This is a genomic window from Sphingobacterium gobiense (genome assembly GCF_002980575.1).
GTDB lineage: Bacteria > Bacteroidota > Bacteroidia > Sphingobacteriales > Sphingobacteriaceae > Sphingobacterium > Sphingobacterium gobiense.
On record NZ_PVBS01000002.1, the window covers coordinates 35,134 to 60,631 of the forward strand.

15 protein-coding genes are annotated in these 25,498 nt (G+C 44.2%); 11 read left to right on the top strand and 4 right to left on the bottom strand.

Translation table 11 applies throughout. The features are described 5' to 3' along the window. Positions 1 to 11: 11 nt before the first annotated feature. The 3 genes from C5749_RS09360 to C5749_RS09370 all read right to left on the bottom strand — a co-directional run bounded on the left by C5749_RS09360 (position 12) and on the right by C5749_RS09370 (position 2,901). Positions 12 to 989: a pectinesterase family protein gene (locus C5749_RS09360; RefSeq protein WP_105725438.1), complete on the bottom strand. Its 978-nt coding sequence runs from the start codon at positions 987 to 989 to the stop codon at positions 12 to 14. Between the two features lie 141 nt (positions 990 to 1,130). Then, entirely contained in the window at positions 1,131 to 2,141 is a 1,011-nt protein-coding gene (locus C5749_RS09365; protein ID WP_105725440.1) for a zinc-binding alcohol dehydrogenase family protein, read from the bottom strand. Between the two features lie 4 nt (positions 2,142 to 2,145). Further along, positions 2,146 to 2,901: a rhamnogalacturonan acetylesterase gene (locus C5749_RS09370; protein WP_105726967.1), complete on the bottom strand. Its 756-nt coding sequence runs from the start codon at positions 2,899 to 2,901 to the stop codon at positions 2,146 to 2,148. Between the two features lie 182 nt (positions 2,902 to 3,083). Here C5749_RS09370 and C5749_RS09375 point away from each other — a divergent pair, with 182 nt between their 5' ends. From C5749_RS09375 to C5749_RS19640, 11 genes are all read left to right on the top strand, one after another. Further along, positions 3,084 to 4,721: a glycoside hydrolase family 43 protein gene (locus C5749_RS09375; protein WP_105725442.1), complete on the top strand. Its 1,638-nt coding sequence runs from the start codon at positions 3,084 to 3,086 to the stop codon at positions 4,719 to 4,721. Positions 4,722 to 4,724: 3 nt separating this feature from the next. After that, entirely contained in the window at positions 4,725 to 5,723 is a 999-nt protein-coding gene (locus tag C5749_RS09380) for a pectinesterase family protein (protein ID WP_105725444.1), read from the top strand. A gap of 11 nt (positions 5,724 to 5,734) precedes the next feature. Continuing rightward, the gene (locus tag C5749_RS09385; RefSeq protein ID WP_105725446.1) at positions 5,735 to 6,514 is read left to right on the top strand and encodes a rhamnogalacturonan acetylesterase; all 780 of its coding nucleotides are present in this window, start codon (positions 5,735 to 5,737) and stop codon (positions 6,512 to 6,514) included. After that, positions 6,511 to 10,875: a hybrid sensor histidine kinase/response regulator transcription factor gene (locus C5749_RS09390; protein ID WP_146113726.1), complete on the top strand. Its 4,365-nt coding sequence runs from the start codon at positions 6,511 to 6,513 to the stop codon at positions 10,873 to 10,875. Before C5749_RS09385 ends, C5749_RS09390 begins: the two co-directional genes overlap by 4 nt. A 146-nt stretch (positions 10,876 to 11,021) precedes the next feature. Next, complete coding sequence (locus C5749_RS09395; RefSeq protein WP_105725450.1) at positions 11,022 to 14,354, top strand: SusC/RagA family TonB-linked outer membrane protein; 3,333 nt, start codon at positions 11,022 to 11,024, stop codon at positions 14,352 to 14,354. Positions 14,355 to 14,367: 13 nt separating this feature from the next. Beyond that, positions 14,368 to 16,395: a RagB/SusD family nutrient uptake outer membrane protein gene (locus C5749_RS09400; protein WP_105726968.1), complete on the top strand. Its 2,028-nt coding sequence runs from the start codon at positions 14,368 to 14,370 to the stop codon at positions 16,393 to 16,395. Positions 16,396 to 16,414: 19 nt separating this feature from the next. Then, complete coding sequence (locus tag C5749_RS09405; protein ID WP_105725452.1) at positions 16,415 to 18,040, top strand: DUF5123 domain-containing protein; 1,626 nt, start codon at positions 16,415 to 16,417, stop codon at positions 18,038 to 18,040. Between the two features lie 207 nt (positions 18,041 to 18,247). After that, positions 18,248 to 19,315 (top strand): pectinesterase family protein, encoded by a 1,068-nt coding sequence (locus tag C5749_RS09410; RefSeq protein ID WP_105725454.1) that lies wholly within the window; start codon positions 18,248 to 18,250, stop codon positions 19,313 to 19,315. 23 nt (positions 19,316 to 19,338) lie between these two features. Further along, entirely contained in the window at positions 19,339 to 20,997 is a 1,659-nt protein-coding gene (locus tag C5749_RS09415) for a glycoside hydrolase family 28 protein (protein ID WP_245893690.1), read from the top strand. 17 nt (positions 20,998 to 21,014) lie between these two features. After that, positions 21,015 to 23,498: a glycoside hydrolase family 95 protein gene (locus tag C5749_RS09420; RefSeq protein ID WP_105725458.1), complete on the top strand. Its 2,484-nt coding sequence runs from the start codon at positions 21,015 to 21,017 to the stop codon at positions 23,496 to 23,498. 109 nt (positions 23,499 to 23,607) lie between these two features. Further along, positions 23,608 to 23,751, top strand: coding sequence for a hypothetical protein (locus tag C5749_RS19640; RefSeq protein WP_181151329.1), 144 nt, complete (start codon positions 23,608 to 23,610; stop codon positions 23,749 to 23,751). A 120-nt stretch (positions 23,752 to 23,871) separates the two neighbouring features. Here C5749_RS19640 and C5749_RS09430 read toward each other — a convergent pair whose 3' ends face one another. Then, entirely contained in the window at positions 23,872 to 25,380 is a 1,509-nt protein-coding gene (locus tag C5749_RS09430; protein ID WP_219847958.1) for a pectate lyase, read from the bottom strand. Positions 25,381 to 25,498: the final 118 nt, after the last annotated feature.

Consider the following 25,498-nt stretch of genomic DNA (forward strand, 5'->3'; position numbering starts at 1 on the left):
CTATGCAATCGTTACCGGAGAACCGAATGTTTATTTAGTATTGATTTGACGTCCCAATCACCGAAAACAGTTGATAATGTTAGTTCTCCTGCCTCTTCGTCCGTTAGCTGTTGTGACCATTTGACACGACTTTGTGACAAAGCGCCTTCTCCCGTATTTTCATATTCTGCATAAAAAGCGGTTTGTTCGTTGCTCTCCTTTCCCCAGTTGTGCCATCCTTCCGAAACGATAAAATCCGGCAAGATGCAATGCATAAACACGACTTTCGCATAAGGCCTCCACGGACGGCCTAAATAAAAACGTTGTACATCCTCCGCTCCCGTAATGATACAATTATTGAATATATAGCCGTATTCAGTTGTTTCTGGAGTTGAAGCGGCAGTAATGTAGCCGGATTTCTTACAATGTAGCTCGCAGGCTTCAAACCAAGCCGTAGATGATCCAAAAATGTAATCGACTGTTCCTTCGATATAACAGTTGACATATAGCTGCCTAGCACCTTTACCGTATGTATACAGCGTATCTTGGTAGCCTAAGAAACGACAGTTGATAAACGTTGCCTTATCTGCACCTACCCATATCGCGACTGCCTGACCTACCGGACCAGCACTATTTTCAAACGTGATATTTTCAGCAATAAAGCCCTCTCCAAGGCAATAGAAACTAGATGAGCCCGATGTTCCGATTTCTTCACCAAATGCATTTTTTTTCTGAGCAAAATCGTCAAACGTCAAAATCGTATTGAATTTGTCTTCTCCTATGAGTTTTATATGCTGCTTCGGAAAAGCTAAGATGATTTTTTCTTTATACACCCCTTTTTTCACAAAAATGGTAGTTCCTTCTTTCCGAAAAGAAGGAACGGCATCAATGGCTTCCTGCACCGTTTCAAAATCACCACTCCCGTCTTTCGAAACGACGAAGTCATAGGACGCTCCCCACGCAGCTTCCATCCAGAAAAAAACCAAAATGATGAATAGGTTTGCCTTCATTAAATGTATTTTATTACTCCCTCTCTATTGGTCGAAGATAAATTTATACATTAATATTCAGTTTAACAGCGGGTTAGCTTAGAATTAAAAACGCAAACGTTATCGGTAACGTTTGCGCTCTAATTTTTTCTGTAATTTCGGTTAACTAAACTCGATCACGGTCTTGATTCCGGAAAGTAAAGGTTTATTACCATCGGTGAACAGTTCCGCTACATCCTCGAACTTGACGCGTCGTGTAATAAACTGTTGCGCATCTAACGATTTGTCTTGTAAGCGCTCCATGACATATTCAAAATCACGCGCAACAGCATTCCGGCTACTCATCAGTGTACCCTCTCGTTTGTGAAATTCCGGATGGCTAAAGTGTATCTCTTCTTTTTGCAAACCTACCAGAACATAGCGTGCACCATGCGCCATATATTGAAAAGCGTTATTGATAGCAGCTGTATTCCCCGTTGCATCAAACAAAAGCGTAGGCATATCACCAGACGTAATAGTTGCTAGTTGCTCCTGCACGTCTGCATCTCGTGCCGAAACGGTGTAAGATGCCCCCAACGCCTTCGCATAAGCCAAGCGACTGTCGTCAACATCCAGCGCGATAACCTTTCCTCCCGCAATATTTGCCAAAGCGATAATCCCTAAACCTATTGGGCCTGCTCCCATCACCAGGACAAACTCTCCCGGAATAATACCTCCCCGCTGTATACCGTGGGCACCAATGGACAACGGCTCGACAAGTACGAGATCGTCATAATCCAAATCGGTGGCTTTACGTAAGGCATGCGAAGGAACAACTACATATTCGGCCATAGCGCCATCGATATGGACACCCAAAACACGCATATCATTGGTACAATTCGGTTTTCCCATCTGGGATGCGATGTCTTTGCCCGCTGTGAAATACGGAATCACTGTGACCTTGTCGCCCGCTGTAAATCCTGCTGCATCTCCTTCCACGTAATCGGCAGCAACTTCATGCCCCAACACACGTGGGTAAGTAAAAAAAGGCTGCCTACCTGCAAAAGCATGGATATCCGTCCCGCAAATCCCGATTTTGCGAATACGCAATAGGGATTCTCCTGTTCCCGGCTTTGGGATATCTGCCTCTTCATACACAAATCGGCCCGGCTCGGCACAAATTAATTTCCTCATTTTATTATTTTTTCTTTTTTAAATCTTTTGCTAACGGCATACGCTGCCGTTCCAACTCTCGGGCGACAAGCGTAGCAATAGTCTCCGCCCCCCGTTCATTCAAATGTGTATTATCGATTACCCCCTTTGGATAATTGATATGTCCCTCCGGCAGATGTAAGAACAAACGGGCAGATTTCTCCTCGCCCAGCTCGGTTAATAATTCCGATGTTTGTTGTGTCATGTCGATAAGCGGCACATGTAAGCTATCCGCTACTGTTCTTACCGCATCGGGATACGCACCGTGCGTATCGACGAGCTTGCCGTCCTCGAATGCACGGCGGGCGATGGGTGTCAACAAGATGGGCTCGGCTCCTTTCGACCGAGCTTCCGTGACGAATAAAGAAAGGTTTGCTTTATATTCGTCAATTATTGTCCCTGTATTCGGCTTATGGACTTTCTCATCATTGTGCCCAAATTGAATAAAAACATAATCTCCTTGTTTCAACCCATCGCTTACTTCTTTCCAGATCCCTTCTCGAATACAAGACTTCGTGCTTCTCCCGTTCTTTGCCTTATTTAACACATCCACATCGGACCCGAACATCTCCGCAAAAGCCACCCCCCAACCCGTTTCCGGAAATTTGTCGGGCGCTTTTATAGCCATCGTGGAATCGCCGATCATCCATATGTTCTTTTTCCTAGGCTGTATGATAAAGCTGCACAGCACCCCCAACACAAGTATCCCATTTAATGACCATAAAATATTCTTTTTACACATATTTATTTGGTTTGTTCTGTAATATCCCTTTTCTTTTGGCATGTCAATTTCCACATTTTTTTAGAATTAACCATAAAATTAAACGCAATCGTTACCGGCAACGATTGCATATTTACTTGTTGTAATCTTTCCGGGAAATGCGTATTCTTGTGATTACCAATACGTAAATCAAACACACAACAATGAATAAATTTTCTATACTTTCACTTGCTTTTGTGCTATCATCCGGCTCTGCAATTTTCGCACAGACACCTTATGTTTCATCCGTATGGGTTGCTGATCTGGGTAACGGACAGTACCAAAATCCCATTTTACATGCCGATTATTCCGACCCCGATGTCGTACGTGCCGGAGACGACTATTATATGACTGCATCCAGTTTTAATCATGCGCCTGGTCTTCCTATACTACATTCTAAAGACTTGGTGAATTGGAAAATTGTCTCGCATGCTTTACCTCGTCAGACACCGGAGGATGTATTTCGATCCGTTCAACATGGTAATGGCGTTTGGGCACCTGCTATCCGTTACCACGAAGGAGAATTCTACATCTATTGGGGAGATCCCGATTTCGGCATCTATATGATCAAAACGAAGGACCCTGCCGGAGACTGGTCAGCGCCCGTTTTGGTATTTGAGGGCAAAGGATTAATCGACCCCTGTCCGTTTTGGGACGAGGACGGCAATAACTACTTGTCTTTTGCCTATGCAGGGAGTCGCGCCGGACTAAAAAGTGTCGTGGCTATTGCGAAACTCAATGCAACCGGTAGCAAAGTGTTGGATCGCGGTGTGATTGTTTATGACGGACATGAAGACGACCCCACTATTGAGGGTACCAAGATGCATAAACGCAATGGCTACTACTATTTGTTTGCGCCTGCGGGCGGTGTTTCTACCGGATGGCAGCTGGTATTACGTTCTAAAAATGTATATGGTCCCTATGAACGGCACGTCGCCATGCATCAAGGAAGCACATCTATTAATGGTCCTCATCAAGGTGCTTGGATAGATACGCAAACCGGGGAGGACTGGTTTGTACACTTTCAAGATAAAGATGCATATGGGCGTATCGTTCACTTACAGCCTATGAAGTGGCTTGATGATTGGCCTATCATCGGTATAGAAAACGATGTCAAGGGAACTGGGGAACCGGTATCGACATATAAAAAACCGAACGTTGGGAAAACTTATCCGATGGAGACTCCTGTCGAGTCGGATGAATTCGAAACACCATTACTTGGTAAGCAATGGCAATGGCAAGCCAACCCGGATGGCACCTGGCTTATGCCGAGCAAGCATGGGCACTTAACATTATACACACAACAAGTCCCAGAAAATCACAAAAATCTGTTAGATATTCCCCATGTGCTCACGCAAAAATTCCCTGCTGAGGAGTTTATGGCAACGACCAAGATGCGGCTTATAGCAAACGAGAAAATCGAGCATGAGCGTGCTGGATTTGCTGCGGTAGGAGAGGATTACAGCCAGCTATACATCAAGCAAGACAAGGGCAAGCAAACACTCCATTATGCCAGCTGCAAGAACGGATTAACTTCGGGCGAAGAGTCGGTTTCAACCATCACCGATTTGCAAGAAGGGGAGTACATATACCTCCGCGTAAAAGTAAACAAGGGAGCAGTCTGCCAATGGTCTTATAGTCTGGACGGCAAAAAGTATACAGCAGTAGGAGAAGCATTTACAGCAAAGCCGGGCAAATGGATCGGTGCGACGTTAGGGCTATACGCCTTACGTGACACGAAAATCAATGATAGCGGTTACGCAGAGTTTGATTGGTTTAGAGTAGAGTCTATTAAAGAATAAGTTATGTGGTTACACAAGATATTACTCGTTTTATTTATCTCCTTTGTCGCGACGGGGGGGAGAGCCCAGACGACAGACAACCGATTTGAGTTAGTTGTTTCTCAGGATGGATCAGGTGATTTTACGACGATACAGGAAGCAATCAACCAGGTGAGAGACCATGCGGAAAAACGTGTGACTATTCATATCAAAGCAGGTATTTATAGGGAAAAGGTTGTGATCCCAGCTTTTAAAAGAAACATCACGTTAAAGGGAGAAGGCGCGGAAAAGACAATCATTGAATATGACGATTATTCGGGCAAACCTTTTCGGGGAGTCGATGTGACGGGAAATCCGAAGTTTAGCACGTACACATCGTATACGGTATTCGTTGCTGCGAACGATTGTTCACTAGAAGATTTAACGATCGCCAATACTGCAGGACGGGTGGGGCAAGCAGTGGCTTTGCATACGGAGGGGGACCGCATCACCGTACGCAATTGCCATATTTTGGGTAACCAGGATACGCTCTACCTCGCAAAGGCGGGTACACGTATCTTTTTGGAGAATTGTTTTATTAATGGCACTACAGATTTTATTTTCGGTGCGGCGACAGCTTATTTTTCAAGGTGTAATATTGAAAGCCTTCGTGACTCGTATGTCACTGCGGCATCCACGACAGCTGAAGATCTCCATGGATTTGTATTCGAATCCTGCAGACTGACCGCCAAGGACGAACAAGTAAATAAGGTTTATCTCGGCAGGCCTTGGCGCCCGTATGCCAAAACGGTTTTCATCAATACGGAAATAGGGGCACACATTACGCCGGAAGGTTGGCATCCATGGCCGGGCGATAAGAATTTTCCCAATAAGGAGAAAACCACTTTTTACGCAGAATACGGTAGCTATGGGCCTGGAGCAAAAGACTTATCGAAAAGAGTCGAATGGTCGCATCAATTGAAGAAATCCGATCTAAAAAAATACAGCCGCGAACAGGTACTAAACGGATGGAATCCGTTATAAACAGTAAACTTATGAAGAAATATAACCTAATAGTAATCATCTTCGCAGTAAGTGCCATACTTACCTCTTTCTCTAATCAAAAAGTAACCACCATCTACCTGATTGGCGATTCCACAGTCGCTGACTATTCGTTGGAAAACGATTATGATACAAAACGATATCCATTGGTGGGTTGGGGACAGATGTTCCAACCCTTCTTCGTTGCAGATAGTTTAAAGCACGTGGAACATCTCCTTGGCAAAGTAGACCAAGTGAAAGTTGACGATCGCGCTAAAGGGGGGCGTAGCACCCGTACATTTTTTCAGGAGGGTCGATGGTCGGCTATCTATAACGCGCTTCAAAAGGGAGACGTTGTCATGATACAATTTGGACACAATGATGCTGCGGAAAACAAGCCGGAGCGCTATGTAGATATTCAAGGCTATAAAGAGTTTCTGCGTCTGTTCATTAACCAAACACGCCAAAAAGGTGCCTTGCCTATTTTACTTACGCCGGTGGCACGCAACTATCCGTGGAAGGATGGCAAACTCCACAATGTACATGGGGAATATCCACAAGCCGTAAAAGAGGTGGCTGCCGAAATGGACGTCAAGCTAATTGATCTAAACGAACTGTCGATGGCTCATTTCTCAGAAAAAGGACAAGATTATGTTACAAAAAATTACTTTATGAATTTTTCCGCGGGACAGTTTCAAGCTTATCCTGATGGACAAAAAGATAATACGCATTTCCAGACAGCGGGAGGTGAAGCTGTTGCTCAACTGGTTTTTGACGCGATGAAAGGGTTGTGAATCATACACCAACCCATTGGCTTAAATTTAGTCAGTTCTTATCGGCCTGGCCAAAACTGCTTCGCTTCTTAATCGCGCTCTATTTTTTACCTGGGCTTTCTGTAAAGGCGCAGACCAATTGCAATATGGTGCATTACTCCGGAGAGGACGGCATTTCACACGGGACTATCACCAGTATTCTAAAAGATTGTGACGGCTTCCTCTGGCTCGGCACCTGGAACGGCCTAAACCGGTTTGATGGAAAACATTTCAAAACTTATAAATCTTCGCTGAAAAACAAACCATATTTAGAAAGTGAACGGATCGTACAGCTCGAAGAAACTGCAGGACAACTGATTTGGATCCGGACTTACGATGCACAGGTATATTTCTTCGATAAAAAAAGCGAACAGTTTACATCTATATCTGCTGCGTTGACCAAAAAGTTTAATCGCAAGGTACCGATTAGCAAGATTTTCAATATTAATGAGGAACAGATATTTCTTGCATCTCCCAATGATGGATTGTATAAGTGCATTAATTTAGGTAACAAATCACTTGACTTTTTACGCATTGATTCCACACAGCAGTCTCCCATAAAATTGAATTCCAACCGGGTCAATTTTATGTACCTGGATAGCGTCAAAAATATCTGGGTCGGTACAGAGGCGGGCTTATCTTCATTTTCTTCCGTCAAGCGGGACGTCCTACACCTTAACGAGGATATCCAAAGAGAGACGTTGGGATTGAACATCGTTGAAGCGGAGGAAGACAACAACCAGATTTATTTCTCCACCGTCAATGGCATCCTATTAATTTATAATAAGCAGACCCGTAAACTGAAGAAAGTAAAGGTTTCAGAATATGGAATCAATCACCTTTTACTTTCTAAGGATCAAAAGAAACTTTTTATATCAAGTCCTGGGGGAAAACTGTTTTTTTACGATATCTATGGTAACCAACTCGTCTTCTTAAAGCAATTTGACGAAGAGGTCAAAAAGATGTATGAAGATAAAAAAGGAAATATGTGGTTAGAACCCGGCCGTTCTGGGGCGATCTTGTGGGATAAAAAGAGTGGTCTTATAAAACGCTTTCAATCTGGTTTCGGTCGGTATGAAACCAATGTATTGTTTCAATGTTTCGAGGATGAACAGGGCCTGTTGTGGCTAACATTAAAAGGAGGAGGTTTTGGTTATTATGACACCAATAAAGGACAGCTGATTACCAAAAACGAGGATAACTTCGGAAACTATACATCCTTCCCCCAGCAAGTTTATTCGTCTTTTTACGACGATGGTATTATATGGCTATGCTCCGAAGAGAAGGGGCTAATAAAGTTGCATATACGCGAATCAGCCCTGAATAAAGGGAACCTGGCCAAGATGCTGAACATTGGGGGGGACCCCGAAGTACGTAGCTTACTATATGATAGTAAAGGTCGACTCTGGATCGGCACAAAAGGAGGTAAACTGGTGGTGAAAGAGGGTGGAGTCTATAAAGACGCTCCGATAGTCAATCTGCCACCCAATGGCTTTAGCGGTATTTATTCTTTGTTAGAAGGCCACGACGGCGATATCTGGATGGCAACAAAGAGCCATGGGGTCTATGTCGCATCGCTTGAAGATAACGATAGGAGTACATATCGAATACAAAACTACCAGCGGGATAACAGTAAGCTAACAAGCAATCAAGTTTATTCCATTTTATTGGACGGAGAGGGAGAGATTTGGTTAGGCACATTTGGTGCGGGCTTGGTCAAGGTTATCCGGAAGTCAGATAAAATTGATTTTCAATCCATTCCATTTTTTAGTAAAGAACATCCCGCGGGGAGTTTTGATAAAATAAGAAATCTAAGCACAGACGCAAAAGGAAACATTTGGCTCGCCACCACTTATGGCTTGTTGGTATACGACAGGAAAGGCAAGTTCAAGACGTTTAAAGATAATTATTCACAAAACACGAGCATTGGGACTAATGATCTTCAGTATATATTCCGAAAATCGAACGGAGAGATGTGGATCTGTTCGTCGGGAGGAGGAGTGTCCAAAGCGGTAGGAGACCCCTTTGATCAGCTTCATTTTGAGAATTTTACGATAGATAAGGGTCTTAGTAACGATTATGTACTCAGCGGTATTGAAGATGCCGACGGTAACCTGTGGTTCGCTACCGAAGGCGGTATCTCAAAATATGATACCAAGACAGGCTATTTTTTCGCTTTTGATTCATTCTATGATCGGACTGGATTTTCTTTTGCTGAGAAAACGGTGGTGAAGACCGCTTTCGGAGAGATTGTCTGGGGTACGAGCAAAGGAACTATAGAGATTTCGTCAACCGCTTTTTCCGCGAGTAAAAAAAACGCCAATCTAGTATTTAGCAACTTGTGGGTCAACAATAAAGAGATGGTGCCAAACGTAACAGTGAAAGGGCAGGAATATCATGTACAATATGCCGATCAACTGACCCTGAGCCATGAAGAAAACAACATTAGCATAGATTTTACGATTATCGATTACAAGCACAATCAGCATACCTATTTATATCGGCTCGTGGGTTTGGATACGATTTGGCATAGCAATCAACATCACAATAGGATAACCTTTACCAATTTAAAACCTGGAAAGTACCTGTTAGAAGTGAGAGGACATAGCGACTTATATGAAACCCCTCCTTATAAGAGCTTGCCTATTATCATTTCTCCTCCTTGGTGGAAATCACGGTGGGCATATACCCTATACACCATTCTCGTAATGTTGGCGTTAATTTTTGCTTGGCGCGTCTTGTCTACCATGCTCACACTCAAAAACCGCATCGAAATAGAAAAACGGGTTGCTACGTTAAAAATGGCGTTTTTTACGAATGTATCGCACGAACTTAGAACGCCATTAACCCTTATTTTAAGTCCGGTAAAGCAACTATTGAACGACAAAAACCTTTCCAGGGAAAGCCAGCAGTATGCCAACATGATTCAGCGGAATGCCGTTCGTATGGAGTCTTTTGTCGATCAGTTACTCGACCTAAGGAAAGTACAGGAAAATAAATTTACGCTGTCCTTCCAGTCTTTAGACCTCATAATGCTAATGCAGGAAGTCACGAACAGCTTTCAACCATTAGCGAATGAGCGCACTATGCTTTTGACGAGTAGTTTCCCTGCCGACACGTTATTTATCCAAGCAGACAGCGATCAGATAGAGACTATTTTCTTCAATATTCTATCAAATGCGTTTAAGTATTCACCAAATGGCACGACGGTCAGGGTCACTGTGGAAGAGGTGTTGAAACAAGATAAAGTTGTCATTTGTATCAGCGATCAAGGCAGGGGCATTCGTGAGGAAAACTTAAAACATATTTTTGAGCTATTCTATATTGATTCTCCGACAGGAGCATCGCAGGAGAAGGGCAGTGGTATTGGACTCGCTTTGACCAAAGAGTTGGTCGAATTACACCACGGACACATCGAGGCTTTTAATAATGTGGATTGCGGTCTTACGGTCAAAGTAACGTTGCCCAAATACCAAACCGGGGATTCGAAAAATGTGCAGGCCCAACCTCCAGCAGCCATCCCAGAGATACAGACACCGATCGAAATACTGCCGAAGAACGAAAAAACGTCGGAAAAGCCTTTAGTTTTGATTGTAGAAGACAATGAAGACTTGGTGCGGTTTTTAAAATTACAATTACAAAATCACTACGATATCCTGTCCGCAGAAGATGGCTGGATTGGACTAAAACTGACAAAAGAGCATATACCCGATTTAATTATCAGCGACATTATGATGCCGAATATGGATGGAATCGTCATGCTGGACAAAATTCGTGAACATCAATCAACCAGTCATATCCCTGTTGTCTTACTTTCTGCGAAGCATGCTATTGAACACCAAATAGAGGGAATTAAATATGGCGCAGATTATTACATTACCAAGCCTTTTAATATCGAGTTCTTGTTGAGTTCGATAGATAACTTATTGAAAAGAAGAACGCAGTTTTTTCAAGCGTTGGTCAAAAAAAGAGAAGTGGTTTTAAAACCATCGGATTTGGTCATCACCGATATGGACGAACAATTTTTGCAAAATGTAGTTAAGGTAGTGGAAAAAAAGATGTCTGATCCTGAATTTAATATCGATATGGTTGCAGATCAGCTCAACCTGGGACGAAGTACATTCTATAAGAAATTCAAAAGCCTTACCAAGCTCACTCCAGTAGAATTTGTCCGAGATATGCGGTTGCAACGAGCTCATCAATTGTTAAATGATAATCTAGAAAATATTTCACAGATTGCCTATATCGTCGGATTCAATAATCCGAAATATTTCAGTACCTGTTTTAGAGAAAAATACGGCATTTCTCCCAAAGAATTTTCCAAAAGCCGGCAGGAACGCTGATAGCTGGGCTCATATTAATTTTTGAACCAATTTTACTAATTTTTGAACCTTTCCCCGGAGTGTTTCTAATACATTTGACTCAGTCATTTCGATAGAACTGGCAATAATCAATCGTAAACGCGAACACTTTTATAAACCACATTTATATGAAGAAAATTAAACCAACCTCATGTAAATCTACCGTTACAGTTTTTTTGCTTGCTATAACATCTCAAGTCGCTTTCGGCATAGAAACGAGCGTGTTGTATCCTGCAAAGGAAAAGCTGATGAACAACCATTATATGTCTTTGCAACTTGCTCCGCAGGAAATCGTTGACATAACAGGGACGGTAAGAGATGAACAGGGAGCTGCTATCGCTGGAGTCAGAGTCAGCGTAAAAGGGCTGCCTAAAGACGTTGCGACAAATCCAGACGGCTCTTACGCCATTAAGGGCGTACCAAACAATGCGACTTTGGTTTTCACCTTTGTAGGTAAAGAACCACAGGAAATCCCTGTAAGCAAGCGCACCAAAATTGACGTGGTACTATACGATAGTTCCACAAGCATAGAAGAGGTCGTGGCTATAGGATATGGAACAGCCCGACGCAAAGACCTAACGGGATCAGTCGCCTCTATAAATTCAGAACAACTGAAGGATTTACCCACGGTATCGGTATTGCAGGCTATCGCCGGCAGAATGCCAGGGGTTCACGTCACCGTCACCGAAGGATCTCCGGATGCAGACATCAAGGTACGTGTTCGTGGAGGGAATTCTATTACACAAGATAACTCGCCCTTATATATCGTAGACGGCTTCCGAGTAGCCAATATCAACGATATACCCATGACGGATATCGAAAACATCGATGTATTAAAGGACGCAGCTTCCACGGCTATTTATGGATCGGAAGGAGCCAACGGGGTGGTATTAATTACCACCAAATCAGGAAGGGGAGGCAGCCCTCAGGTTACCTTCAATTCATATGTAGCGGCTAGCAATGTCTATAATCTAACCGAAGTATTATCCCCCTATGAATATGTGTACTGGCAGCGCGAACTCGACCCCTCAGCCTCGGCGAACAACAGCTTCAACGCGATGTACGGCATGTGGGACGATCTGGACATCTATAAGTCTAAAGAAGGGATCAATTGGCAGGATAGACTCTATGGAAATACCGGCATACAGCAAAACTATAACTTGGGTATGAATGGCGGCGATCAGGACGGGAGCCTTACCTACAATCTCAACTATACGCGAGACGAAGAAGATTATATTATGCTAAATTCCGGCTATCAGCGCGATTATGTAAGTGCTAAGCTGAATAAGAAAATTAGTCCTAAATTAACCTTTGAGTTCAATTCCCGTATGTCGAACACGACAATCACTGGCCCCAGCATATCAAACGGCCGAAAACTCCGGGAAGCCGTTAAATATGCACCGGTGCGTAGTTTGGCTTCGCTGACCGAAGATGCTCTTGGAGGTGCAGAAGACATCACTTCGCCAGAGGCATTGAGCTCCTTGCGGGACCCAATCGTGAATGTAGAGAACGAGTACAAAGATCAAAACCGCTTTAACTTGACCTTCAATGCCGGCCTTAACTGGCGGATTATAGAGGGGTTGAGCTTTAGCACCAAAGGCTCATATGGGTATGTTAAAGATTATACGGACAATATCTGGGTTCGCGGCACGGGGCAATCCAGTTCCAACGGTGGGCAGCCGGTGGCGCGCCGGGAAGATCAAAAGGGTACATTGTGGAACATCCAGAACGTGTTAACGTACGACTTTAAATTACAAGAGGACAAACATCGGTTTACAATTGTCGGCGGGCAGGAAATAACGAATAATCAGCGTAACAAAACGTTGATAGAATCCAAATTCTATCCCGAGGACTTTACGCCTGATGACGTGCTGGCCATGTGGAACTACGGAACACCACAACCTACCTACACGACTATTGGAGAGCCATCGCGAACCACCTCTTTCTTTTCTCGGATCAACTATACCTTCAGCGATCGCTATATTCTTACCTTAACAGGAAGAGCTGACGGGAAGAATGTGTTTGCGCCGGGCAATCGATGGGGCTTTTTTCCTGGAGCGGCGTTCGCTTGGCGGTTATCTGATGAAGCTTTTATGGAGAATACGCGTTCTTGGCTTTCTGATGCAAAATTACGCTTGAGCCGTGGTGCTGTCGGAAACGCCAGAGTCAATTCTTATTGGAGGCAGGAGTATGGTTTTGTTACGGCTGGAAACCAACTATATTACATCAATGAAACACCACAAAGTGCGCTTCGAACGCAAAGCACGCTTAGGAATGAGAACTTAACTTGGGAAAGCACCGTCTCTACCAACATAGGTTTAGACTTAAGCTTCTTGAATAGCCGGTTTAACGTAACCATAGACGCTTATAATAACATCACGAACAATCTTATCCTGCAAGTTCCTCTTCCTTCCAGTGCAGGTTACGCGAACCAATATCAGAATATCGGCAGTACTTCCAATAAAGGGTTAGAATTCGCTGCTGCGGCTGTTATTATGGAAAACAAAGATTTCCGATTGTCGGCCGATTTCAATATCTCATTTAATCGAAATAAAATCAGGGCTCTTCTCGATGGATTGAACGAGATGAATACACCCGCCTCCCCCTGGTTGGATTTCGGACGGGATGATTTTCGCGCAATCGTAGGGCAACCAGTGGGACTCATGTACGGTTTCCTTTCGGACGGATACTATACCTTCGATGACTTTACCTTTGACGACACCCAAAACAAGTGGATTTTGAACGACGGTGTCGTCGACGCATCCCATGTCATGTCCCGTTCAGGCAATAATTTTGGACCGGGACATATCAAGCTGAAGAAAATTGGAGGAGAAGAAGGAGAAACGGTTGTCAATCTGGACGATGACCGTGTCGTAATCGGTAGGGCACAACCCAAACATACAGGTGGATTTATGCTAAATAGTCGATACAAGGATTTTGATTTAGCGGCGATGTTCAACTGGTCTTACGGTAACAACATCTATAATGCAGACAAGATTGATTTCACAGCCTATGAGGGCTCAAAGCGCTATCAAAACCTCAGCGCGGACATGCGTTTATCGGAACGTTTTACCACGATAGATCCTGCTACAGGATACAACATCATGCACGGCAACAATGCCAACCCGGAACTGTTTCAAGCCTTGAACGAAGGAAAATCCATGTGGAATCCATTAGCGGCGAACGGCCGTATATTGACAGACTGGGCTATTGAAGACGGTTCTTTTTTAAGACTAAGCAATTTGACACTGGGATATACCCTGCCTACACATATCGCCAACCGTTTGCTCATGCAAAATTTACGTGTATACGTGGCAGGCTATAATTTACACGTGTGGACAAACTATACCGGACAAGATCCGGAGGTGGATACGCAAAACAATGCATTGACGCCTGGCGTGGGATATTCCGCTTATCCAAAATCTAAAAAAGTATTGTTTGGATTAAATGTTACATTTTAAAGAGATGACGAAAATGAAAAAGATATTATTGATAACTTCCATTGTGTTCGCCACACTTTTCGCAGGTTGTGAAAAGTACTTAGAGACAGAATCACCGTCATCGTTGAGCCCAGAAACGGTATTCAACACCAGTTCAATGGCTAAAGCAGCTGTTATGGGGCTTTACGGACGAATGACAGATGCCTACATATACGGCCAAAAGCTTGCGGTCAACTGGCAAGGGGTGTCCGATACGGAGTCTAACGGCACCTTTAGCGAGACTGACTATATACAACCAACCAGCGATTATGGCGCAGGAAATTTCTTTGGCGACCCAAATAATCAAACTACACGTTGGCAACGTTTATATGAATTCGCAGAGATGTCCACGGCGGTAGTGGACGGAATCCGTAATTCGCCCATTTTGGAAAGCGATGCTTCTGTCATGAAACCCTTATTGGGAGAAGCACTAACGCTCAAATCGTTAGCATTCTTTGAGATCGCACGTTATTGGGGCGATGCACCTTATAAAAAAGAAGCTTCAAAATCCGACCTTTCTAACGTGTATGCCGGAAAATCAGATAAAGATTCCATCTACCATTATGTTGTAAAAGACCTGGAAGAAGCACAATCTTATTTGCCTTATAAGGGTGCTACAGGAGAGTATGGTACTGTAGAACGGATTACCAAAGGATTCACAAAAGGTTTGCTGGCACGAGTTGCCTTATTCGCCGGAGGCTGGTCCCTACGAGATGCGAATCTATTCCCCAATTCCACAGCCGAAAAGCATCCTTCTATACCGGAAACAAATGGGTATTACGTGGGGCGTCCACAAAATTGGCGCGACTATTATCAAATTGCCGCCCAGCACACTGCCGAACTTATCGGCTCGTCCGACAACCCACACGCATTAGACCCAAACTTTCAACATATATGGGAAACCGTATGCCGCGGACAGTTAAACAGCTTTAACGAAAATCTTTTTGAAGTCGCATTCGGTATGGGGCAAAACGGCGATATCGGATCGCTTATGGGCTATGGCGTCGCCGGCGGATCGAAATACGGATCAAGAGGTTTTGGCGGTAGCTACGTAACCTCTACCGCCTTCTATTTTTATTCATTCGATCGCGAGGATCAACGTCGCGATGTAACGTTGACCTGGATCGGATACGGTGCAGACAACAAAGAAAACATCAATACCAACCCCCACGATGTCAAGTTTGGCAAGTGGCGGATTTATTGGATGTCCGATGCGTATTTAGCCATGCACAAGACAGCTAGCGGAAGGATCGCCACCGGGGTGAACTGGATTTTGATGCGTTATTCGGACGTGTATCTAATGTATGCCGAGGCCTTGAGCCAACTCGAGAATCCAGATGCTATACACGAAGCTGCAGGTATATCCGCACGCCAAGCATTAGAAAAAGTTCGAGAAAGAGCTTTCGGTGCCGGGTCGCCCAAGATACATGCGTACGATTCCAATTTCTTGGATGCAGTTATCCATGAGCGGGCATGGGAGTTTGGAGGGGAGTCCATCCGCAAACAAGATTTAATCCGTTGGGGATTGTTATATGAAAAGATTGAAGATATGAAGAAAGCGCTTTGCTTAATGTATGACCATACACGGCCCGTTACCATATTCGACAAAACGTACCAACCCTCCGATTTTCCAAAAACCGTTTATTACCGCTTTCGGAATGCAGAATACATAGACCAAAACTCATTAAACTATTATGGCGATCTTCCCGCGAATCCGGGTGGGGATTATTTATCCGTCTCTTGGTTCACGACGGCCATGGAAAAACCGGAAGTTATAGAGCCTGGAAGAGTCTATAATTATACCATGTATCCGGTAAGAGCGTTGTTAGCGGGAACGGGCTTAATGGCGTCTTATGATTATTCCGGTTTTTTATCTACACTGACCCATGGAGGCGATATCCAAACTTTACTGAACCAATATAGAATGGGGAATGGTGTGTGTAATTATCGCTACCCGTACGCTATCTACGTGGATGATATTCGCGAGTCGAGAGGTTATTTAGAAAATTCATATGGTTATTAACAGTTGTAAACAGTAAACTATGAACAAGATATGCTTTAATATGATCATACTCATCGTTACCGGTATCCTTTTTTCAGGTTGCCAAAAAGATGTGAATGATTGGGATGTCGATCCATCCCATGCAAGACTCTTTCGATCCCTGAACTTCGAAACTACCCGCATCGGAGCCACCGATGTAGAAATCGGATATACACAAACCGTATCGGCCGACAAATATATTTTCGAGTTCAGTAAAGATAGCTTGGAATTCAACGAGATCGTGCGAACGGTGGAAATTCTAGCGGATACTTTGACGCCTTTTGCGCCGTCAACAATTCCGGCTCGGGTGGCTTACCGCACGATATTCGAAGGATTGGACGGGACGTCTCCTTACTCCGTTCGGATGAAGGGTGTCGATACGGAAACCGGACACGAATCCGAATATGTTGAACTGTTCTTTTATACTGCGGCAGAGCAATTGTTCTCTTCGGTAGATATAGCCGTAAACAGCTTAACCATGTACTGGCCGGCAGATGAAGAAGTAACCCGCCTTGTAGTGATTGATACGCTCAGTAACGAACCGGGAAAATCAATAACCCTGACGGAGTCACATAAATCTAACGGCTCGATCAAGGTAAGTGGCCTCAAGCCTGGTACGCTGTACCTCGTTGCGATTTTTAAAGAAGATGTGCAGCGAGGGCTGATGTTTATCCGGACATCAGGCTTGGAAGGGGGCGAAATCATACCGGTATCTCCGGGCGATAATATACCCGGACTAGTCGAAACAGCCGTATCGGCAGGAAAGACGGATATTATTTTAATGTTCGCTGGCGGACAAACTTACAACCTCGGAGGTATATCCTTACCTGCTGGCGTGATGAACGTTAGCGTGACAGGTGAACTCGATAGTAATGGAGAGAAGCCACAGCTAGATATTAGTTCGTTCAAACTTGGGGATCCAACCTTTGGACGTGTTATTTTTGAAAATGTTGATTTAAAAGCAATAAGTGGTGCCTCTTTCTTGATTACGCAAGATGCCAACGATAGCGAGACGGAAAGCTACTCTTTTATCAATTGCAAAGTCGAGGGATTTGGAAACGGCGTCGTTCGGGTGAACAATAAAGCTACCGTAGGAAAAATCGACTTCAATAATTGTTTTGTACATAAAAATGGTGGCTGGGGCGTTGTAAATGTGGGCGGCAGTACGGCTGTGGTTGATTCTATCTCATTTAGAAACAGCACCTTGACCGATCTTGCGACCCAGCTGATGGACGTCCGCGTAGCAGTGGGAAAGATTATCGTGCAAAACTGTACATTTTATAACCAGAACGCCGCTATGACTCAGTTGCTACGTTTTGATACGAATAGGTTACCGCTAGAGCTGGTGGCAGCCAACAACATTATTGCTGGCACAAACAGCGGGGCGAAGCTGAATGCAACCAGCTATAACCATGGAGATTTTGCCCTCCCAGTATCCTTCGCTGGTAGTTACCGGACGAATGAGTTTGAAATAGAGAGGGATTCTCGTGGATTTGCGGATATTACGCTCTTCAATGGTAGCGCTGCCGATCTTTTTGTGGATCCGGATGCCGGCGATTTTAGGATTAAACCTGGAAATGGTTTTGGCGGTCGTGGAACAGCTGGCGATCCACGTTGGTTTGAGTAAAAGTAACGACATACGCCCTCGGCCTTTTATATAAAGACCGAGGGCTTATATAAAACAACAATCATCATGAACAAAACAAGGAGTATAGATGGATGCGTATCATTCTACAGTACTGAGAACCTATTAGCGCATCACAACAGCGGTAATCCACGATTTGGAGCGTGCTGGAATTTGCTGGTGCTAGTTTGAAAAGGGAGGCATCGTTACATGTTAAAAACCAAACGCTATATACGTAAAATACATGTCACAACCTCGGTCTTCGCACTGATTGTCGGCTTAATATTCATTTCCTGTTTGTCAGACGCAGGGATAACAGGTGACTCCTCCGGAGGCGACGAGGGTAACGTGATCAAGACAGATGTAGTTGTAGCAGCAGACGGTACCGGCGATTATAAAACCGTTCAGGAAGCGATTGATGCTGCGCCCGACAATGCACAGGAACCCTATTACATCTACGTCAAAAGTGGCATCTATAAAGAAGTCATTACCGTACCCCGGAACAAAAATCATATCTATTTGGTAGGCGAGGAGGCGACAACAACGGTTTTGACCTACGACAACTACGCAAGCCGTATTAAACCAGATGGTTCCGAATACGGAACAAGTGGTTCCGCATCGTTCTTTGTACAGGGAAACAACTTCGTCGCCGAGAACATAACGTTCGAAAACAATGCAGGCATAAAGGCCGGACAGGCATTAGCGATCAATATCAGTGGTGCTTACTCATCTTTTCGCAACTGCCGGTTTTTAGGGCATCAAGATACATGGTATGCCGGCAATGGAACCTATCAATATCTCAAAGATTGCTATATTGAAGGATCGGTGGATTTCATTTTTGGTGGATCTACCGCATATTTCGATAATTGCCAGTTGGAAAGTACTCGGGACGGGTACATCACAGCGGCATCTACCCCCGAAGATCAAGCCTATGGATACGTATTCCATCAATGTACCCTCACAGCTCGCTCTGAGATAGCCAAAAGTTCGGTTTATCTCGGCAGACCCTGGCGTCCGAACGCTCAGGTGGTATTCATCGACTGCACAATGGATAAGCACATCCAGCAACCGGGCTGGCATAACTGGGGAAAGCCCGATAATGAAAAAACAGCATACTATGCTGAATTCAATTCTAGGGGAGAAGGCGCTAGTCCAGAAACGCGTGTTTCGTGGTCCAGGCAATTACCAGCTGAAGAAGCTGTTAAATTCCGTTACGATAAAGTGATCGGAGGCAAACACCCCGCCCTTATCGCTGAAGGATATAAACTTGGGTATTGAACTGTAATTTTTAAAGATAAAATATGATTTTTAACCGCACAACGAAGATTTTGCTCAGAGCCACCGTTTTATGTATGTTAAGCAATATCGATTACGCGCAGGCACAGGCCTCCACAAGCCCCTATCATTGGGATAATCTGCCGCAAGTCAAACAACCGGAATTTCAGAAAGACACCATCGACATACAGCAATTTGGAGCTAAGGGTGATGGTCATACGCTCAATACCCAAAGTATTCAGGAAGCCCTTATCACCTGTAGTGAAAAAGGCGGTGGTGTGGTGCTAATTCCCGCTGGATACTGGCTTTCAGGACCACTGGAATTACAAAGCAATGTGAATTTGCATTTAGACGATAACGCTTTCCTACAGTTCACGACAGACTTCGATCAGTATCAGATTGTAGAAGGGAACTATGAAGGCAAACCATCTGCCCGAAACCAGTCTCCCATCAGCGGAAGGAACCTAAAAAATATCGCTATTACAGGAAAAGGTACTATAGACGGCAACGGCGATGCCTGGCGTATGGTCGGAAAGAATGCGCTAACGGAAAGAGAATGGCGTGATAAGGTTGCCTCAGGTGGACTGGTCAGCGAGGACGGCAAAACTTGGTTCCCTTCCGAAAGAACGAAGTTGGCGCACGAAGAAAAACGTTCTGTTTTGCTGACCGATGGCAAAACATTAGCGGATTTTGAAGATATTAAAGATTATTTACGCCCCAACTTACTCGTTTTAACGAATTGCGAAAAGGTATTGTTGGAGGGTGTTACCTTCCAAAACTCCCCCGCCTGGAACCTGCATCCGCTCATGAGCCAGCATATTACGGTTAGGAGCGTCAAGATCAAAAATCCCGATTACGCCCAAAATGGAGACGGCATTGATATTGAATCTTGTTCTTATGTACTCGTTGAAGATTGTATTTTAGACGTCGGTGATGATGCTATTTGCATTAAGTCCGGTAAGGACGAGGAAGGACGAAAAAGAGGAATCGCCACAGAGAAAGTAATCATTCGCCGTAATAAAGTATATTTAGGCCATGGTGGGTTTGTCGTCGGTAGCGAAATGTCGGGGGGAGCACGAGATATTTTTGTCGAAGACTGTACCTTTATGGGAACCGATAAAGGAATACGTTTTAAAACAACACGTGGACGCGGAGGAATAGTAGAAAACATTCATATTCGTAATATAAACATGTCTAACATTGTTGACGAAGCCATCTTCTTTGATATGTATTACTGGACTAAACCGCCACAGGCAAACGAAGTACAAGAAATTCCGCCCGTAACAGTGGAGACCCCGCAAATCAGAAATATATTTATTGAAAATGTTAGCTGTAATGGCGGAAAGGTAGGTGTTTTCGTACGTGGGCTGCCAGAAATGCCTGTACAGCATATCCATATGAAGAATTTAAACCTAACAGTGAATAAAGGGGTGGAAATTAAAGATGCAAGGCATATATCAATCGAAAACGCTCGACTACATACTGCCAGTGAAGGTCCTATCGTTTACATAGAAAGCGCAAAAGACATAGCGCTTAACAAGTTGGATGTCGACAAGAAACAGCCTCAACATGTAGAGGTACACGGCGCCAATTCCTCAAATATTGCCTTTGAAAATTCAACTATTGACAAAAATAAAGTAACTTTCGATTACGGCGCACATGCTGATGCTGTAAAAGTAAATTAAGAAATTCCTGTATTACTATGAGAAAATTAATGCTAAAAACTGTCCTTATTATTACTGTGGCTTTTATTGTCGTACCCTATAATGGACTACTGGCAAACCAGCCTTTAAAACTGAAATATGATAAACCTGCTACGGAATGGAATGAAGCTTTACCCATCGGCAATGGTCGTCTAGGCGCTATGATTTTCGGTGGCCCAGACAAAGAGCAAATACAGCTGAACGAAGAAACGATATGGGCAGGAGAACCGGGTAATAACGTCCCCAAAAACACCCATGACAATATTTTAGCGATACGAAAACTACTAGCAGAGGGAAAACCTAGGGAAGCGCAAGATCTGTCGAACGCCACCTTTCCTAGACAAGCGCCGGAAGGTTTAGACTACGGTATGCCTTACCAGACATTCGGCAGCCTTTGGCTGGATTTTAAAGGACACGATACGTATAGTGACTTTCACCGGGAACTGGATATTCAGGATGCGGTAGCACGTACATCATACCGAGTTGATGGCATTCAATATCAGCGGGAAGTGTTTGCGTCTTTTACAGACGATGTGGTCATCATCCGTTTGACGTCCTCCCAAAAAAATGCCTTATCATTTTCTGTTGGTCTTAGCACACCACATAAGGTGCATGCCTTAAACTTAACGAAAAACCAAATGCACCTCTCCGGCACGAGCAGTTCAGTTGACAGCAAAACGGGGAAAGTGAACTTTGAGGGCATCGTACACCCTATACTTAAAGGAGGACAGCTGACTTCGGATAATGATAAATTCGAAATCAAAAATGCGGACGAAGTGATCTTATATGTCTCTATCGGTACGAACTTTAATAAGTACAACGATTTAACCGGTCAGCCCGCTCTACGTGCACAGACAACGTTGAACAATGCATTAAAAGTAAAATATAATAAGGCCTTAGCGAAACACAGCAAAAGATACCAAACCTTTTTTAATCGGGTTAAATTAGATTTAGGCACTTCGGCACAAGCCGATAAGACAACCGATGTTCGTGTGCGGGAATTTGCCACAACGCACGATCCGGAATTGGTGTCCCTTTATTTCCAATTTGGCCGATACCTACTCATAAGCTCATCACAACCCGGTGGACAACCAGCCAACCTCCAAGGAATCTGGAACGAAAAGCTATCCCCGCCATGGGATAGTAAGTACACCGTCAACATTAACACCGAAATGAATTACTGGCCCGCCGAAGTGACAAACCTCTCCGAAATGCACGAGCCACTATTTTCTATGCTGGAAGATCTGTCGGTAACCGGACGGGAAAGCGCACGGGAAATGTATCGTGCCCGTGGATGGAATATGCATCATAATACGGATCTGTGGCGTATTACAGGCATTGTGGATGGTGGTTATTACGGTATATGGCCAATGGGAGGTGCTTGGTTAAGCCAACATATATGGCAACATTACCTCTACAATGGACAAACATCCTTTTTACAGAAATATTATGATATACTAAAAGGCAAAGCACTGTTTTATCTGGATATCCTGCACGAAGACCGTTCGGGGAGATGGTTGGTCGTCAGCCCTTCCATATCGCCCGAAAATTCCTATCTGCCAGGCAGTATCGGTGTTTCCGCAGGAACAACGATGGATAATCAATTGATTTTTGATGTATTTCATAATTTCATCCAAGCATCTAAAATTTTAAATCAAGATGTATCATTAGCCGACTCTGTTAAAACGGCTTTAGATCGCTTACCTCCTATGCAGATCGGACAGCACACGCAATTGCAAGAGTGGTTGGAAGATCTAGATAAAACAACGGATAAACATCGCCACATTTCGCATTTATATGGCCTTTATCCTGCAGGACAGATTTCCCCGTTCCGTCACCCAGACCTGACCGAAGCTGCAGTAAACTCGTTAACTTACCGGGGCGATAAGTCGACTGGATGGTCTATGGGCTGGAAAGTGAACTGGTGGGCAAGACTTCTAGATGGTAACAAAGCCTATAAACTTATCCAGGAACAACTAAGTCCTCCTCTTGGAGAGAACGGGCAAGGTGGGGGTACTTATCCGAATTTATTAGATGCACACCCCCCTTTCCAAATTGACGGGAATTTCGGCTGTACGTCTGGTATTGCAGAAATGTTGGTACAGTCTTATGACGGGAATATTTTCATTCTACCGGCCTTACCTGATGCTTTGCCTAAGGGTAGTGTGAGTGGACTGAAAACCCGCGGAGGATTTGAGATCGATATGGCATGGGATAACGGAATACTAACAAGCTTATCGGTTCACTCCAAATCAGGTGGAAACTGCCGTCTTCGTTTGGCAGAAGCAACAAATTTGAAAGGAAATGTGGAACTCCCTACTGCTCAAGGAGAGAATGCTAATCCATTTTTTCAGGTGCGCGAAATTAAAGCTCCACTAAAATCAGAAAAAGCAAGCTTAAAAGGTTTTACGGTACCAAAGACAAAACTGGTAGAGTTTGATACGAAGGCAGGTGAGCGTTATGCATTTGTGATTCAACGTTAATCGAAATCAATACGGGAAAAGGAAAAAGCACTTCTTTGCTGTACCTATGTACATGTACATGTGAATGCCTGCACGTGACATATCTGTTTTGTACCAGAACAAAGCCGATATGTCACGTGCGCTGTTGATTATGTTCCGTGACTTCACCGTTAAATACACGAATATCGTCGTTCACACACGTGACATGTTTGATAAGTACCGTACAGTCATCGATCATCAAAGGGACATTGTCGTTATGTCAGGCAACAAATAGGTTATGTAACCGTACAAAGCCGACAACTACAGTGACTTAATGATTAAGTCACTGTACATAGCCACTAAGTACATGCGCAACGGGTCAATGTACATGTACAAAATGGGGACCTTGCCTTTTTTAGAGATTTTCCCTGTTTTGTTTCTGTGTAATCTCTGCTACCAAACCATTCAGATACACCTCAAGATTGGTGTATCCCGTTTTGCACAATGTAACGGCTCTTCCGTCGGAGGCATGATTGGGATCCAATCCTTTCTCTCTTTCCCACCAATCTGGCATCCCATCGCCGTCAGTATCTTTCACAAATTTGGGGTTAACCCCACTATCGCTCAGATCGGGCCATGCACTCGCTGCGCCTATAGACTTTACATCATCGGGAACGTCTATAAGTCCGGGATAATTTTTAGCATCTGAAGAAATGCTACCGAAATATGTCGCTGTTCCGTTTTTCGTTTCCTCAACAATTCGTAGATCAATAATATCGCGTTGCTTTGAACAGCCCGCATGTTGCAAAACCAAATGATACGCTTCTTGAGCGGTATGGGTGGTAACAATCCCCGTCTCCAACGGTGTGGAGAGGCATATATCTTTTTTCACCTGTTCCGTAAACGTGTTATCACTTCTATTGTCAATTTGCTCGTAGATTCCTTTTGGCCAGTTATTTTTCGTTGTTTTCTTATCTCCTTCCACCACATTTCCGTCTACATAATAGCGTCCCCAAATATGTTCCATCGGTTTCCATGCGTTGGGTTGACCGTTCTTTCCGGTCACATATTCGGAAGTACGCACCCCGATAGCGGCAATACGGTAACGGACACGGCTGTTCTTCGGTGTTGCAGGGCCAGGCTTGTAATAATTGTTTACAATGTTCACCTGCATTCCCTCGCCACCGTAACATCCGGCTCCCGCCCAGTTATAAAACACATTGTTTCGCATATCCACATATTCGCGTTCCTGTGTCGAAACATGAGGCCCCAAACGCGGCATGCGGCTTTCGTGATGAGCCATCAGATTATGATGAAATGAAGACCGGTGTCCGCCGACAATGGCTCCATAACCATGTTTTCCCTTAGCGTGTCCGGCTGTACGAAGGCTCTCTGAAATCAGGCACCATTGTACCGTTACCTTTTCGCCACCATAGAATGTACAAGTTTCATCAACCGACCAGCTGATGGAACAATGGTCGATGATGATATTCCGGTTTTTTGAACCTCCTAATCCGTCCGGCTCTCCACCTCCTTCATTACCTACGCGAAAACGCATGTAACGAATAATTACGTTATCTGCGCTAACGGATACCGGGTGACGTGCAATACAAACCCCTTGTCCGGGCGCGGTTTGTCCGGCAATAGTCAAATTGCCGTTGACGATATTCAGGCGGCTGTTCAGAAAAATAGTTCCTGCCACATCAAATACCACTGTGCGCGCACCCTTCTGAGAGACAGCATGGCGGAATGTACCCGGTTCGTCACCGTCTTCCAGCGTGGTTACGTGATACACTGATCCTCCCCGTCCACCGGTAGCATAGCGTCCAAAACCTTCGGCTCCCGGAAAAGCTGGAATGTGATGCTGTGCAAGTCCTGATACAACAGAAAAAACAGATAGCAGGAAAATAAAAAGACTTTTCATATGTTTATAATTTTTAGCATTCCTCGACTAAGACATTTTTATCATACATAGATTATTTAACAAAAATAGGATCGCAAAGAAAAGGCAAGTACCAAAAATTGATAAAAGAATACTAAAA